The 16,164-nt window shown below is 37.0% G+C and carries 12 protein-coding genes; 2 read left to right on the top strand and 10 right to left on the bottom strand.

What is annotated here, in order from left to right:
* Positions 1–178: 178 nt before the first annotated feature.
* The 10 genes from FA707_RS02540 to FA707_RS02495 all read right to left on the bottom strand — a co-directional run bounded on the left by FA707_RS02540 (position 179) and on the right by FA707_RS02495 (position 12,930).
* Positions 179–1,039, bottom strand: coding sequence for an ROK family protein (locus FA707_RS02540; protein ID WP_136952752.1), 861 nt, complete (start codon positions 1,037–1,039; stop codon positions 179–181).
* A 1-nt stretch (position 1,040) separates the two neighbouring features.
* Entirely contained in the window at positions 1,041–2,432 is a 1,392-nt protein-coding gene (locus tag FA707_RS02535; protein ID WP_136952751.1) for a glycoside hydrolase family 32 protein, read from the bottom strand.
* 1 nt (position 2,433) lies between these two features.
* Positions 2,434–3,822 carry a sucrose-specific PTS transporter subunit IIBC gene (locus FA707_RS02530; protein WP_136952750.1) on the bottom strand — a complete coding sequence of 463 codons (1,389 nt, stop codon included), beginning with the start codon at positions 3,820–3,822 and terminating at the stop codon, positions 2,434–2,436.
* A 116-nt stretch (positions 3,823–3,938) separates the two neighbouring features.
* A complete protein-coding gene (locus FA707_RS02525; protein ID WP_136952749.1) occupies positions 3,939–4,916 on the bottom strand; it encodes a LacI family DNA-binding transcriptional regulator in 978 nt (325 codons plus the stop codon).
* An 80-nt stretch (positions 4,917–4,996) separates the two neighbouring features.
* Positions 4,997–5,449 carry a GNAT family N-acetyltransferase gene (locus FA707_RS02520; protein ID WP_136952748.1) on the bottom strand — a complete coding sequence of 151 codons (453 nt, stop codon included), beginning with the start codon at positions 5,447–5,449 and terminating at the stop codon, positions 4,997–4,999.
* Positions 5,450–5,568: 119 nt separating this feature from the next.
* Positions 5,569–5,718, bottom strand: a complete 150-nt coding sequence (gene rpmG / locus FA707_RS02515) for a 50S ribosomal protein L33 (RefSeq protein ID WP_135254264.1) — start codon at positions 5,716–5,718, stop codon at positions 5,569–5,571.
* Positions 5,719–5,855: 137 nt separating this feature from the next.
* A complete protein-coding gene (locus FA707_RS02510; RefSeq protein WP_136952747.1) occupies positions 5,856–7,958 on the bottom strand; it encodes a peptidoglycan D,D-transpeptidase FtsI family protein in 2,103 nt (700 codons plus the stop codon).
* 496 nt (positions 7,959–8,454) lie between these two features.
* On the bottom strand, positions 8,455–10,398 hold the full coding sequence (thrS, locus tag FA707_RS02505; protein ID WP_136952746.1) for a threonine--tRNA ligase: 1,944 nt from the start codon (positions 10,396–10,398) through the stop codon (positions 8,455–8,457).
* A 322-nt stretch (positions 10,399–10,720) separates the two neighbouring features.
* Entirely contained in the window at positions 10,721–11,704 is a 984-nt protein-coding gene (locus FA707_RS02500) for an L-threonine 3-dehydrogenase (RefSeq protein WP_136952745.1), read from the bottom strand.
* Between the two features lie 35 nt (positions 11,705–11,739).
* On the bottom strand, positions 11,740–12,930 hold the full coding sequence (locus tag FA707_RS02495; RefSeq protein WP_136952744.1) for a glycine C-acetyltransferase: 1,191 nt from the start codon (positions 12,928–12,930) through the stop codon (positions 11,740–11,742).
* A gap of 176 nt (positions 12,931–13,106) precedes the next feature.
* Between FA707_RS02495 and FA707_RS02490 the strand changes: the two genes are divergently transcribed.
* Both FA707_RS02490 and FA707_RS02485 read left to right on the top strand, forming a co-directional pair.
* Entirely contained in the window at positions 13,107–14,417 is a 1,311-nt protein-coding gene (locus FA707_RS02490; protein WP_136952743.1) for an APC family permease, read from the top strand.
* A 137-nt stretch (positions 14,418–14,554) separates the two neighbouring features.
* Positions 14,555–16,078, top strand: coding sequence for a class I adenylate-forming enzyme family protein (locus FA707_RS02485; protein WP_136952742.1), 1,524 nt, complete (start codon positions 14,555–14,557; stop codon positions 16,076–16,078).
* Positions 16,079–16,164 lie beyond the last annotated feature (86 nt).

Genomic DNA, 16,164 nt, shown 5'->3' with positions numbered 1-16,164 from the left:
GTTTTCTAAGCGATTACTGATTAGTAATTAGAGTTATAGTCTACCTAGTAGCCAGAAAGCGCACATAAAATGAGAATATTCTAATCTGAAAATATTGATAGTTAATGATTTATCCGTAGAAAAATTAGAGAAAAAATAAGAGTTCAAAACACATTACTGTTTTGAACTCTTATTCATACTACTTGTTGTTTTTTTCTTTTGCTAAAGCGAGACATCCAATAATTCCACTATTATTACCTAACATAGTGGGTACAACAAAGGCTTCCATCTCAGGAAGTGCCACATAGTCAGCCATTAACCGTTTTAATTCTTTTCGTATTAATGGAAAAAGTTGTTGTTGGTGCATGACACCGCCCCCTAAAACAATCACTTCTGGAGACAATACCAATGAATAATTCATTAAGGCCTGAGCTATATAATAGGCTTGAGTACGCCAGACGTAATGATTTTCAGGAACTTGCTGACCTTTCATGCCAACTCTTGCTTCAAGCGCAGGACCTGCTACTAATCCTTCTACACAATCACCATGGAACGGACAAATCCCCTCAAATTCATCACTTTCCATGCGTTTCACTTTAATATGCCCCATTTCAGGATGACCGAATCCGTGTAATATTTCACCATTAACAATAGCCCCACCACCAACACCTGTTCCAATAGTTAAATACAGACAGCTAGACTTGCCGTTAGCAGCTCCCAAAATAAGTTCACCGTAAGCTGCTGCATTGACATCGGTTGTCCACGCCATTGGGACGTCATATCTAGCTTTTAGTTGACCTAATAAATCAACATCTTGCCATTTGATTTTTGGCGTCGATGTAATGTAGCCATACGTTGCAGATGCTTCATTAATATCAATTGGACCAAACGAACCAACTCCCATACTTTTAATAGGATATCGATCAAAAAAAGCAAAAACTTGGGCTAATGTTTCGGTTGGCGTCTCAGTTGGAATACTAATTCGCTCAACGATATTAAGCTGATCATCACTCACGGCACAAACAAATTTTGTCCCGCCAGCTTCTATTGCTCCCAACATTTTATTTCTCTCCTTTTAATTCGTAAATTGTGACTTGCCCTTGGTTAGTTCCATGATAGCTTAAACGATTATTACTATTATCAAAATATCGTAACGAGGCAACGGCTTCCCCCTCATTTACAAAAACTTCAAGTGATGAGCCATCGATGAATAGACGTAATACTTTTAAATCATCTTCAAGTTCAATAATGCGTTGTTCGGGCAGCTTTGTGAACCAATTTAAACGCGAAATGACTAAGCGCTTATTTTTTTGTTGATAAGTGATCTGGGTCGATTCTTTAATCTTCCACTCAAAATCACCACTGGCTTCTTCAAAAATAGCGTCCACTTCTAAAGCCATCGACTTAGGCTTAATCTCCCACTTATTTTCTATAGAAAACACTTGCTTAGATTGTCTAAGCGTGCTCAATTGTTGGGCAGGTCTTTGATACAACTTGCCGTTTTCAAAAGTTAATACTCTTGGAATCGTCAACTGATGAACCCATCCTTCTGCAATTGTCGGCTGCGTTTGTTCGACTTCAGGTGGCATTACACCCATCCAAGCGAACATCAGCTGATTACCATTTTTATCAACAAAAGTTTGAGGCGCGTAAAATTCAAAGCCATGATCTAATTCCACTATTTCTGGATGCTCTATCATAAACGTTTGTTGATTCTTTTTGATTGTTAAGTAAGCTGATTGATAAATATTCAAATAACGATTACTTTGTGCTTCTATTCCTTGAGGTGAATATATGAATACACGCTGATTATTAAGCGTGACAATATCAGGACACTCCCACATAAAACCTCTTTGTGAGAGTTTTGCCAATTCCTCTGGTGAAAACATTTCACCACCAAAAGTCCATTCCTTTAAATCACGTGACGTATAATAAATAGCAGTACCCATTTCATCCTCTGTTTGTGCTCCGAGTATTAAATACCACAGTTGCTCTTCTTCCTCAAACCAGACTTTAGGATCACGGACATGTCGCGTATAGCCTGGAGGATGTTCAAACATTGGACCATGCTTTTCAAAAACTATTCCGTCTTCTGATGTTGCATAGCACTGATAACTAACTTTACTTCCATCCTCATTAATGACATTACCAGTATAAAACAGATAAAGTAAATTATCTTTTTCAACTGCTGTTCCTGAATAGACACCGTTTTTATCATAATATTCAGACGGCACTAAGGCTGGCGCTAAACGTTCCCAATTAACCAAATCTTTTGAAATAAGATGGCCCCATGATTTATTTTCATGAGTAGTCCCCGTTGCATTCCATTGATAAAAAACATGATAGATTCCTTTAAAACAAATTAAACCATTTGGATCATTTAACAGCCCTTCTAACGGGGTAATATGATAACTTGAGGCATATTTAGAACTCTTTACAACACCATCTAACATACTACTCTCCCTTTAATTGCTCGTCTTTGAATCCGAAAAAGTAAGTTAATAAGAAACCAACAGCGATGGCTATCACATTAACTAAAATATAAGAGAACAATTGATTGTTTAAATATAATAAGGTTCCTGGAATAACCGTAATAGACATCCCTGTCCCAGCTAATTTCAGAATATTGGCTAAGAAACCACCAACTGCACCACCGATTAAGCCCATTAAGAATGGTTTAACATATCTTAAATTCACACCAAAAATCGCCGGTTCAGTAATTCCTAATAACGCTGATAAAGCAGATGGGAATGCTAATGCTTTTAATTTTTTAGATTTTGTTTTCAAGCCGACTGCTAATGTCGCACCACCTTGGGCAGCCATTCCTGACGTAATAATCGCATTAAACGGGTTGCTTCCTGTATTAGTTAATAATTGGACTTCTAAGAAATTGAAAATATGGTGAACCCCCGTCACAACAATCACTTGGTTTAAACCACCAATAATAATACCCGCTAATCCAAATGGCAACGCTAAAATCCATTCAGTAGCATTTAGCACAACTGTCTCGAATGAATGGAAAATAGGACCAATAACTAATAATGATAACAAACTCATAATCAACAACGTAACAAACGGCGTCACTAACAAATCAAATGTATCCGGGACAATTTTACGTAATCGTTTTTCTAAATTAGCCCCTATAATTCCTGAAATAAAGGCTGGTAAGACCGTTCCTTGATAACCAACGATTGGAATAAAATTAAACAACATAATAGGTTCCGCTGTTCCTGCCGCAACGGCATACGCGTTTGGTAATGACGGGCTTACTAGCATTAACCCTAATACAATCCCGATAACTGGACTACCACCAAAAACTTTAAACGTTGACCATGCAACTAACGCTGGTAAAAAAGCAAAGGCTGTATCAGTTAAAACTTGTGTATATAACAAGAAATTTTCATTAATTGATTCTGGTGCTAAACCAAATAAACCTAGTACTTGCGGTTGGGTTAATAATCCACGTAACCCCATAAACAAACCAGTTGCAACTAATACTGGAATTATCGGGACAAAAACATCTCCAAATACGCGAATTCCGCGTTTGAACCAATTACCATCGTTGGCAACTTTTTGTTCTGATTTTGCTACTGTTCCAATACCTAATTTGGAAACTTCATCATAAATTTTATTGACTGTTCCTGTTCCAAAAATAATTTGATATTGACCAGAGTTGAAAAAGGCTCCTTTAACTTTATCCAATGATTCAACTTTCTCTTTTTGAATTAATGACTCATCTTGTACCATCACGCGTAATCTTGTCGCACAATGGGCCACGCTTACAATGTTTTCTTCTCCTCCAACATACTCAATGACTTTTTTTGCAATTTGGTTGTTTTCCACTTTTTTTCCTCCTATCATTTTACGGGACCGGTCCCATATTGTTCCAGATAAAAACTTAAGGGACCGGTCCCTTAAGTAGTTACCTGTAATTTATCATTTAATGAATGCGCTGTCAACTACAATTTAATAACACTTTTTCTTTCTTGGTAGGATACTGGTACAATCGATTCCTTAATCGTTGAATTACCAACAATTAAGTCTAATAAATTCGCCATCGCTTGCTCGCCAACTTTTTCATGATGGAAATCAATCGTTGTTAACGGTGGCGTTAAAAATTCACTAAACATATAGCCACCAAAACCTGCAATTGAAATATCTTGTCCCACTATTAAACCTAAGTCAAACGCTGCTCGGTAAAAACCAATCGCCATATTGTCAGTTGCTGTTACATAAAGCGTGTAAGTTTTATCTTGCAGCAATTGTTTAGCTAATTCATAATTGGCCATTGTTCTAAAACTTGATTCAATCTCTTCTACTTGAATACCTTGTGCTATGAAAGTTGATACCACGCCTTTTTTTCGTTGAACACCGACAGAATAATCGGTTTTGGATACACCAATATAGCGTACTTTTTGATGATTAAACTTTAATAAATTTGAGGCTAATAATTGTCCGGCCTGAAAATTATCATGAATAACTGAATAAATATCAGGATGTTGCTGTCCTACAAAAATTATGGGAATCTCAATTTTATTTTGTAGCGCTAAATGTTCATCCGTTATTTTTGTCGCAAAAACAATGATACCCGCTACTTTGTTTTGAACGAGGCTATAAATACTTTCGATTTCGCGTTGATCATCTAAGTCGGTATTAGAAATTAAAATCTGATAGTCATGTTCTCTAGAAATTTTTTCCACTCCTGCTAACATACTAGTCGTTGAAGGAGAATCAATTCGAGGAATTACTACTCCGATAAACTTACTCTTTTCATATTTTAAATTTCTAGCAAACTCATTGGGAGAATAATTATTTTCCTCAATAACTTTCTTAATTTTTTCAGCTGTTTTCTCACTAACATAGCCGTCATTTAAATATCTAGAAACAGTACTTTTAGATACTCCAGCTTCTTTAGCAATTTGCCTAATTGTAATCATAATATACTCCTATATCTCTTTTTTAACTTATTAATCTGTTTATGTTAATCATGGAAAATAGCTATTATTTCCTTTACTAACTATCTATTTTCTTGTATACTTTGTTGCCATTTCATTACATATTCTTTTTCTTGTGTTATTTTGTCTATCTGTTCTTCAATAATCACAAAACCTTGTGATTCATAAAAGGCGATAGCTTCTTTATTTTTTCTATAAACTGATAAAATTAAGGACTGATTTTCTGCTTGTGCTGCACGGATTAATTCCTTACCAATTCCTTGATTTCGGTGGGATTTACCGACGAATAATCCAGCAACATAGCCGTCATCTATACCAATGAAACCCATCATTTGTTGATTATCATTAAGTGATATAAATAATGTAACATTTGGTAATTCTTCTCGTAAATAGCTTAGATGATTGTGCCAATAACTGGGATCAATATAGTCATGAACCTCAATATTAGTTTTCAACCAAATCGCTGTTATCTGTTCTAACTGTTCCTCACTAATTGCCGTTACTTTTTGGATCATTGCTTCCACCTATTCTTCGGACTATTTATTATAGCTAGTATAACATTTTTATTAAACGATTAAAGACAAAAAAGCTAGCACCTTCTATTAAGAAGATTGCCAGCTTATAGTTGTAACGATTATTTAGTTTCTCTGTGTAAAGTAACTTTACGTTCACGTGGACAGTATTTTTTAACTTCGATACGGTCTGGGTTGTTACGTTTGTTTTTATTTGATAAGTAGTTACGTTCTTTACATTCAGTACATTCTAAAGTAATGTGTACGCGCATGTTGTTTCCCTCCAAACTATCATTTCATATTTTTATGAGTTCATCTGTTGTCTCACACTTGAATATATTACCATGATTTTTTGCTGTTGGCTAGCCTTTTTGCAAATTTTGTTAAGTACTTCTACTTTACAAAAAAATTAGTGTGTTTTCTCGTAATAAGCATCCAAAATTTCGCGCGCAATATTCAAGTTCGTTCCCGTTTTATCCTCTTTCATATGTGGCAACATTACGGCAACTGCAATTTCTGGATTCTCATCATAATTATAAGCAACTACCGTATAACTATTAAGACTAATTAAACTTTCAGAATCATTAGGATCCAATATTGGCGTCTCGGCCGTCCCTGTTTTAGCTGCTACTTTATACTTGCTAGTTTGTAAACGTGAACCTGTTCGTCTACCATCAGAACTATTTACCACGTCATAAAAACCTTGTTGAATAATATCTAAATCTTCTTTATCCCTAATTTCGTTTAAGATAGTCGGTTGAAATTGTTTTTCTAACGTACCCAGACTGCCTGTTTCATCATTATTGTAAATCCCCTTGACTAATCTTGGCGCAATACGATACCCACCATTAGCAACAGTTGACACATATTGCGCTAACTGCATGGTCGTATAAGTATCAAAGTTACCGAACGATAGATCAAGCAAGTTACCCATACGTCCATATAATAGATTACCATTATCATCATAATAATTAGTAGGGGATAACCAAGAAGATTCACCAGGAATATCAATGCCTGTTTCTGTTCCTAAGCCAAACTCTCGATATGTTTTACGTAAGGTTTCAAAAACATCAGTACGTTCAGGTAAACTCATTTTATTAGAATACTCTGTCCCCATTAAACGTAATGCTATTTTCATCATGTACACGTTAGAAGAAAGCATTAAAGCATCCTCTGAATTAATCGGTACTTGCGCTCCATTAGTAGCAGGGTTGAATAATGAGGCTTTGATGGTACCATCGATAAAGCGTAAAGGTTCATCAATTAAGGTTTCATTAGGCTGTAAAACACCATTTTGATACCCCGCCATAATAGTAGCTCCCTTAATACTTGACCCTGGTACGAAAGCTTTATTAATCGTTCCTAGTGTATCATCACTTAACTCACCATCTTCATCTTTTTGAAAGCCAACCATCGACAATACTTCACCCGTTTGTGGATTAATCGCAACGGCGTAAGCTCCTTCTGAATACTGGGCTTTCCCTTCAGACATCACACGACGATACTCTGATTCAACAATGTCTTCCACTTTATTTTGGAAATCAATGTCAATAGTTAACATTAAGTTTTCGCCTTTTTGTCCTGCAAAAACTTCACGTTGATCAGTAATTTCATTTTGATCATTAAGTTTAACTTCAGAACGTGTTTTACTTCCTTTAAGCACAGATTCATAGGCTTTTTCAATATAACTAATCCCAACTCGATCATTTAATGAGTATCCTTTTGCTAAATAAGAATCTAAGCTTGAATCAGGCAACCCTGATTTATCTGTTGAAACTGTTCCTAAAACTGTTTTCAACATACCGTCTTCTGGATATTCACGTTCCCAATCATAGCCAGTTGATAATCCTGGAATCTTCGTACGATTTTCCCCAACTAGGGCGATTTCTTCTTTCGTTACCCCTTCATTCTTAATAAAAATCGGTTGTAACGCGTACGCAGCATTGATTCTTTTAAAAATTGACGCAGCGGCTAATTGACGGTCATTAAAATCAATATCCTCATCGGTCACTTTCTCGACAACCATTTGATATTCTTCCGCATTACTTAATTGTTTAGCCGTTTCTTTTTCTTTGTCAGTAAAACGTGCGCGCGCGGTTTTGATATTTTCTTCACTCGCCAACCAAAAATCTTGTTTATCACGTTTTGATAACTTATCAGGTGTGACAGTAATAATATCATTTATTTGATAGACAGCCTGTAGTATTTGTTCAGCTGTCATATTTTTACCTTTTGTAAAAATAATCGCTGATTTCGCTTTATTACTTACGAGAACTTTTCCGTTCGCATCATAAATCATCCCGCGAGGTGCTTGACTTTCTACCACACTTGTTGCTCCTGATTTAATCCGATCGACAAAATAGTCCTTGTTAAAAATTTGTAGATAAGCTAATTGACCAATTAGCGCAACAAACAAACCAAACACAATAAAAAACAGAACATTCAATCGAAAAGGGATGGAAGATAGCTTTTTATTCATTGTTTCTTTTGATAATTTATTGATTTTTTTCATGACGATATTGTTCCTTCCTTGTCACTATACCTACTCATTTTACATAATGACCGGCAAAAAAAAAAGCAATTTAAACAATTTAAATAGATTCTTTAAAAGCAAAAGTGAGCAGGCAACAATACCCACTCACTTTTGGATAATATTTAGCGTGTTAAGAGAGAGTTTAATAAGCAACGTGCGCTTATTACTCGGAAGCTAAACGCTCATTCAATCACTCTAATTGACGAGCTTTCAAGAGTAGCTCTTTCAAGTACCTTATGTAATCCGGATTTCAAGCGCAACTCCTCATAAAAATCTAAATACTCTCAAAAACATTTACAATATTTTCGTCGTATTTGAGATTTTTATCGGAGCTAAGCGCGCTTTCAATCACTCTAACTTAATCCGGATTTCATGAGCAACTTCCTCGGTAATATGGCACGACTCTCAAAAATTGTTACACAATTTTCGTCATCGTGCGCATATTACTCGAAAGCTAAGCGCTCATTCAATCACTCTAATTTCTACTAAAATTCTTCACTTCGGCTACTACGTTGGCTACGAATTCGTCAACGGCTACAGTTGCTGTTTCTTTGCTACCATAGCGGCGAACGTTAACAGTGCCTTCTTCTAATTCTTTGTCCCCTACAACAACTTGATAAGGGATTTTTTGTGTTTGTGATTCACGAATCTTGTAACCCATTTTTTCGTTACGAGCATCCACGTCAAAACGTAAGCCGTGAGCCACTAATTTTTCTTTGACTTGGTAAGCAAAATCACTATGTAAGTCTAAGTTAACTGGGATGATTGTTCCTTGAACTGGTGATAACCAAGTTGGGAATGCCCCTTTGTGAACTTCAGTCAAATGCGCCACGAAACGTTCCATAGTAGAAACAATTCCACGGTGGATAACGACTGGACGGTGATTATTTTCACCATCTTCACCTACGTAAGTTAAGTCAAAACGTTCAGGTAATAAGAAGTCCAATTGGATAGTTGATAGTGTTTCTTCAATTCCTAAAGCTGTCTTAACTTGAACGTCTAATTTAGGACCGTAAAAGGCTGCTTCACCAGTTGCTTCGAAGTACTCTAAACCTAAGTCATCCATTGCTTCTTTCAGCATCGCTTCTGCTTTAATCCACATCTCATCATCATCAAAGTATTTTTCAGTATTTTCTGGATCACGGTAGCTTAAACGGAAACGGTAATCAGTAATATTAAAGTCAGCATAAACTTCTGTCATTAAATGTAATGTACGTTTGAATTCGTCTTTAATTTGGTCTGGACGAACAAATGTATGACCATCATTTAATGTCATTTCACGTACACGTTGTAATCCTGATAATGCACCTGATTTTTCATAACGGTGCATCATGCCTAATTCAGCGATACGAATTGGTAATTCGCGGTAGCTGTGGATATCGTTTTTGTAAACCATCATGTGGTGAGGGCAGTTCATCGGACGTAAAACTAACATTTCACCGTCACCCATATCCATTGGTGGGAACATGTCTTCATGATAGTGATCCCAGTGACCAGATGTTTTGTATAATTCCACATTTGCCATAATGGGTGTGTAAACGTGTTGGTAACCTAAGCTGATTTCTTTATCCGTAATGTAACGTTCGATAGTACGACGGATTGTCGCACCTTTTGGTAACCAGAATGGTAAACCAGAACCAACTTCAGGGTTTACCATGAATAAATCTAGTTCTTTCCCTAATTTACGGTGGTCACGTTCTTTGGCTTCTTCACGGCGTTGCATATCTTCTTTTAAGGCTTTTTTATCGAAGAAAGCAGTTCCGTAAACACGTTGCATCATCTTATTGTCTGAGTTACCTCTCCAGTAAGCACCTGCTACTGATAATAGTTTGAAGACTTGAATGCGACCAGTACTTGGCACGTGAACCCCACGACATAAATCAACGAAATCCCCTTGGTCGTAAACTGTGATAATTTCATCTTCTGGTAAGTCGGTAATTAATTCGACTTTGTATGGATCTTCTTTAAATAATTCTAACGCTTCAGCACGTGACACTTCTTTACGGACGATTGGATTGTTTTCTTTCACAATTTCCATCATTTTGGCTTCGATTAATGGTAAATCTTCTTCTGAAATAGGTGATTCACCATTATCTGTATCATAGTAAAAACCATTTTCAATCGCTGGACCAACCCCAAAGTGAACGTTTGGATAAATACGACGAATCGCATTGGCCATTAAATGAGCGGTTGAGTGACGTAAGATACCTAGTGCATCTTCATGGTCTGGTGTGATGATTTCAATTGAGCCATCAACTTCTAATGGACGAACTAAATCAACTAGCTCACCATTAAATTTACCTGCTAAGGCTTTTTTTGCTAAACTTTTGCTGATACTTTCAGCGATGTCGAAAGTTGAAACGCCTGCTGCGAACTCTTTGACTGCGCCATCTGGGAAAGTAATTTTAATTTCTGACATATTTTGTCCCCCTTATTGTTTTTAGAAAATAAAAAAAGCCCTAATATTCCCGTTATAGGAATATTAGGACGAATTGACTTCGTGGTTCCACCTAAATTTAGAGACACTGAGTCCCTACTCATTATGCGATAACGGCGCCTGCCGACTTGGTTTCAACCAAATTCTAAAAAGTGGTCATCCTTTGTGCTATACTAGGAAATTTTCAGCCAGGATTTCCCTCTCTAACAGTACGCGTGCAAATTCAGGTGTCTTTTATCTGATATAGCTATCTGATTGAATCCACTATAACACAGACTCGAAAATCTGACAATTATAAAAAATGTTACAATGAAAATTCTCTCATTTTAGTTTTTTCTGTCTTAAATTTTTCACTTAATTTTGTAAGCATCTCACACGTCATCGCATCTAAATCATACTTAGGCGCAAATCCCCACTCCTTAATCGCGCAACTCGAATCAATACTGTTCGGCCATGATTCGGCAATCGTTTGTCGAACTGGATCGACTTGATAAGTCATCGTAAATTCCGGCATAACTTTTTGAATAGACGTTTTAATCATTTCAGGGTCAAAACTCATCGCTGAAATATTAAAGGCGTTACGATGAATTAATTTTTCCGGTTCAACTGTCATCAATTGAATAATCGCATCAATCGCATCAGGCATATACATCATATCCATTAACGTACCCGGGGCAATAAAGCAATCATAATGTCCTTTTTGTAAAGCAGCATAGTAAATATCCACGGCATAATCAGTCGTACCGCCACCCGGTAATGTTTTATAAGAAATTAATCCTGGGAAGCGAACCCCACGCGTATCGACCCCAAATTTTTCATAATAATAATCACATAGCAATTCTCCCGCTACTTTGGTTACACCATACATCGTTGTCGGACGTTGAATCGTGTCTTGTGGCGTTTGGTCTTTAGGGGTATTTGGCCCAAAAGCCCCAATCGAACTAGGCGTGAAGAATTTCAAATTAAACTCACGGGCAACTTCTAAGGCATTCACTAATCCCCCCATATTAAGCTCCCAGCCAACTTGAGGTTTCGCTTCCGCAACAGCTGAAAGTAAGGCTGCCAAGTGAATTAACGTATCGACTTGATAACTTGCGACCATTTCACGCATCGCTTGATAATCCATGACGTCCAACAATTCAAAAATACCGTTATCTACTACTGGATTGTTAATGGGTTGACGAATATCAGTCGCTATAACATTCTCTATCCCAAAATCTTGACGCAAACGCTCGACTAATTCTGATCCGATTTGACCTAAGCTACCCGTTACTAAAATTCTTCTCATATGTTTGCTCCTATTCTATTTTTTAGTGCAATTAGTTAAATAATCCCAAGCTCTTTGCCGACTTTTGCGTATATTGCTAAGGCGTGGTCCATCATCTCTTTTGTATGCGCTGCATTTGGCATATTACGAATACGACCTGTTCCTAGAGGGACGGTTGGATAGACAATCGGTTTAGCATAAACGCCGGCTTCGATTAACGCTTTTGAGAATGTTTGGGCTAGCGCTTCATCACCTATAATTACTGGGGTAATCGGTGTTTCAGATACACCAATATCGTAGCCAATGGCTTGTAATTTTCCTTTAAAGTAATTAGCGTTTTCCCACAGTTTCTCAACATACTCAGGATTATTTTGCATCAATTCAATTGATTTTAAGGCCGCAGCCGCTGCTCCCGGTGTTAACGAGGTTGAAAACAGGAACGGGCGCGCTTGTGATTTCAACCAAGTAATTAATTGTTTAGAACCGGCTACATAGCCACCCACTACACCAATAGCTTTTGAGAGAGTCCCCATTTGGAAATCAATATGTTCTTGCATGTGGAAATGTTTAACCGTCCCAGCACCTGCCCCCATCACACCTGAGCCGTGCGCGTCATCAACATACGTAATTAGATTGTATTTTTTGGCAATGGAGACGATTTCGTCTATTTTAGCCACGTCGCCATCCATAGAAAAAACACCATCAGTAATGTACATGACTTTATTGTACTCGCCACTTTCGGTCACTTCTTTGGCTTTAGCCTCTAAATCAGCCATGTCTTGGTGTTTGACACGAATAATCTTTGCGCCAGATAAACGACAACCATCAATAATAGAGGCATGGTTTAACTCATCTGATAAGATCGCGTCACCTTTTTTCATCACAGCTGAGATAGCTCCCATATTACAGTTGAAACCTGATTGAAAAGCAATCGCATCTTCGGTTCCTTTAAATTCGGCTATTTTTTGTTCTAAGGCACGGTGAATATCTAATGTGCCATTAATGGTGCGCACTGCTCCTGCACCAACACCGTATGTTTCAGCTGCTTCAATTTCAGCTTTAATTAATTCTGGATGTGTCGCAAAACCTAAATAGTTATTGGAAGCAAAGTTAATCAACTTGCGCCCTTCAATCATGATTTCTGGACCATTTGCCCCTTCAATCACATCAATCGTATTGAATAATCCTTTGTCATTCAACGCGATTAAATTTTCTTCTAAAAATCTTGCTAAACTATCAGCCACCATAATGTTCCTCCTTCAATTATCCTTAATTATTCGGACAATCTTAATACATCCATTCTAACCAACAATTGAAACGTTTACAATTACTTTTATGATCACGCTAAAAAAATTATGTTTTCTATCTTATTAAAGCTTGTGATATAATATTTTTTTCAATCTTAGTATCATTAGGGGGATTTATGAAATCAGAATTAAAAAAAGAAATTACCTTCTTTCCAGCGCTAGCAACTGTAATGGGAACTGTGATTGGTGCAGGGGTATTCTTTAAATCAGCAACCGTTTATTCTTTAACAGACAACGAATCACTAGGGCTAATTGCTTGGCTATTAGGTGGCATTATTTCTATTTGTGCCGGACTAACTGGCGCCGAATTAGCTGCCTCAATCCCAAAAACTGGTGGTATGATGGTTTATATCGAACGTGCTTATGGCAAATTAGCTTCTTTCCTTTTAGGGTGGGCACAAACAATCGTGTACTTTCCAGCCAACATTGCGGCATTATCGATTATTTTTGCGACGCAGTTTATCAACTTGTTCCATTTGAACGAGCAGTTATTAATAATCATCGCTATATTATGTGCAACTTCGATTACCTTAATTAATTTACTTGGGGCAAAAATTGGTGGTGCTTTTCAATCTATCACAACCATTTTCAAATTAATCCCTCTCTTTTTAATTATCATTTTTGGCTTGATGACACCTCATACAGTGGATGTTAGCCTCCTACCAGATTCAATAACGGCTTCAGGAAGTCTATGGTCAAAACTCGGAAATGGCTTATTAGCTACGATGTTTGCTTATGATGGTTGGATTTTAGTTGGTAATATTGCCGGCGAAATGAAAAATCCTAAAAAAGATTTACCCAAAGCGATTTCATTAGGACTATTCTTTGTCATGATCGTTTACTTGTTGATGAATTTAGCGTTACTCTTTGCACTACCTATGAGTGATATTGCAGGAAACAGCAACGCCTCAAGCGATGCTGCTAAAGTTTTATTTGGACAATTGGGCGGAAAGCTGGTTACGCTTGGCATCCTAATTTCGGTATACGGTGGGATTAACGGCTATACGATGACAGGTATGCGCGTGCCTTTTGCTATGGCTGAACGTCAATTACTACCATTCAATCAATTTTTCTTAAAATTAACAAACAAAACAAAAGTACCTTTTAATAGTAGTTTGGTCATTTTAGCCATTGCCATTTTGATGATGTTTTCTGGCAGTTTTGACTTACTCACTGACATGTTAGTCTTTGTTATTTGGATTTTTTATACACTAACTTTTGTTGCAGTTTTTATATTAAGAAAAAGGGAACCCGATTTAGCGCGACCTTATAAAGTACCACTTTATCCGGTAATACCGCTAGTAGCAATTTTAGGGGGACTATTTATTGTCATTAACACCCTATTTACTCAAACATCATTAGCATTAGTCGGCATTCTTCTAACGGTACTTGGTCTACCCGTTTACTATTTCAAACAAAAAAAGTAGACACTTATCAAATGAGCTGAAAAAACAGCTCATTTTTTTGTTTTTAATCTTCAAAAACAATGTTTATTAATGTTATAATACTTGTTAGTTATTTCACATAATAACCAAATAAATGATGAATAGAAAGAAGGGTTTTAATGGATATTTTGAGTTATCAACCATTGAATTTATACAGTAATTATCAAGTCGCAGCTCAAGAAGCACCGACTACTCCAATTATTTTTGATGAAGTTCTTGCTTCATTTCCAGAATTAGGAACCCATACAACTTACGAGCAAAGTTTAGAAATTATTAAAAAACGCGCGTATCAACTAGCTAGACTTGGCGTAAAAAAAGAAGATAAAATCATTATTTTCAAAAGCCCTCGCTTTGATACTTATTTATTAGCAGTCGCTGCGTCTTATTTAGGAGCAGTACCTGCAATGATTTCTTACCACTTCCCTACTGAAACAATGGAAGTGTTTGTGGACCGTTTAGAAAATCCTTTTATCTTATTTGACGATGAAACCAAAGAGGTCGTTGAAGCAATTAGCAATAGTTCTGCGGACCGTAAAATTGAAGTAGCGAAGCTCTTAGAACAACCAGCTACTCCTGTTGAACAAGGTATCTTACCGTTAGATCAAATTAGCTACATGACACATACATCCGGTACAACAGGCATTCCAAAATTAATTTGTCACTCAGCGAATTCAATGGGTTGGCGTACCCTATGGCAACGTACTATTTTTACACGTATTGAAGCGAAACGTTTAGTAGCGTTCCATATCTCACCTGTTCACTCTCGCTTTAACATCGGGGTATCTTCATTAATGGCGATGGGCTTCCCAATGATGCCAATTAGTAGTTCAGATAGCCAAGTAGTCGCTGATATGGTCGAAAAACATCAACCAATCGCAATGGAAACCCATCCTAACAACTTTGTACAATGGACGTTCACAGCCAAAGCACGCCCTGAAGCCTTCGCGAGCTTAAAATACTTCCACTCAACTTTTGACGCGATTAATAACGGGACAATGAAAACTTTCTTAGAAGCCGCAAAAGCAAATGATCCTATCTTCCTACAAGTTTATGGTCAAAGTGAATGTGGCCCGATGATTTTAAAAGCTCATACTCTAGATACAATTGACAGCAACAACGCCCGTAATATGGGAATTGGTTTAGAAGGGTTAACCAAAGCTCGAATTGCTGACCCAGAAGGTAATGAATTACCCGCTAATACTGATGGGCACATCCACTTCTTATCTAAAGGTCGCGCCTTAACTTACTACAAAGAAGATGACCGTTTCCAATCTACCGTTCACGGCGAATGGTGGGATAGTGGTGACTGGGGAATGATTGATGACAACGGTCAACTATACTTGAAAGACCGTCAAGTCGATTTAATCAAGAATATTAATAGTAACTTAGCCTTGGAAGATTATTTGTTAGATAACTTAGATTTCCTAGCCGAAGTCGTAATTGTGCGTGATAAAGATAATTTACCACAACCAATTATTGCATTAGGACCAGATGAAGAGATGGATTGGGATGCTTGGTGGAAACAAATCGAAGATCTACCACACTTGAATCACCCAATCATCAAACCATTTGAAGAAATCCCAAGAACAGCAACGATGAAAGTCCAACGTTTACAAATCGAAAAAGAATTTAAAACGCAATAACCTTTGATACTATTTTAGGATGTGACCTTTTCACATCCTTTTTTATCATGTATCATTAAAACGGTTACACAATTTTTTCTGTATTA

Origin of the sequence: Vagococcus zengguangii (assembly GCF_005145005.1) — a bacterium.
Taxonomy (GTDB): Bacteria; Bacillota; Bacilli; order Lactobacillales; family Vagococcaceae; genus Vagococcus_A; species Vagococcus_A zengguangii.
Note: the sequence above shows the minus strand (reverse complement) of the source record. Positions and strands in the feature narration are given on the sequence as shown.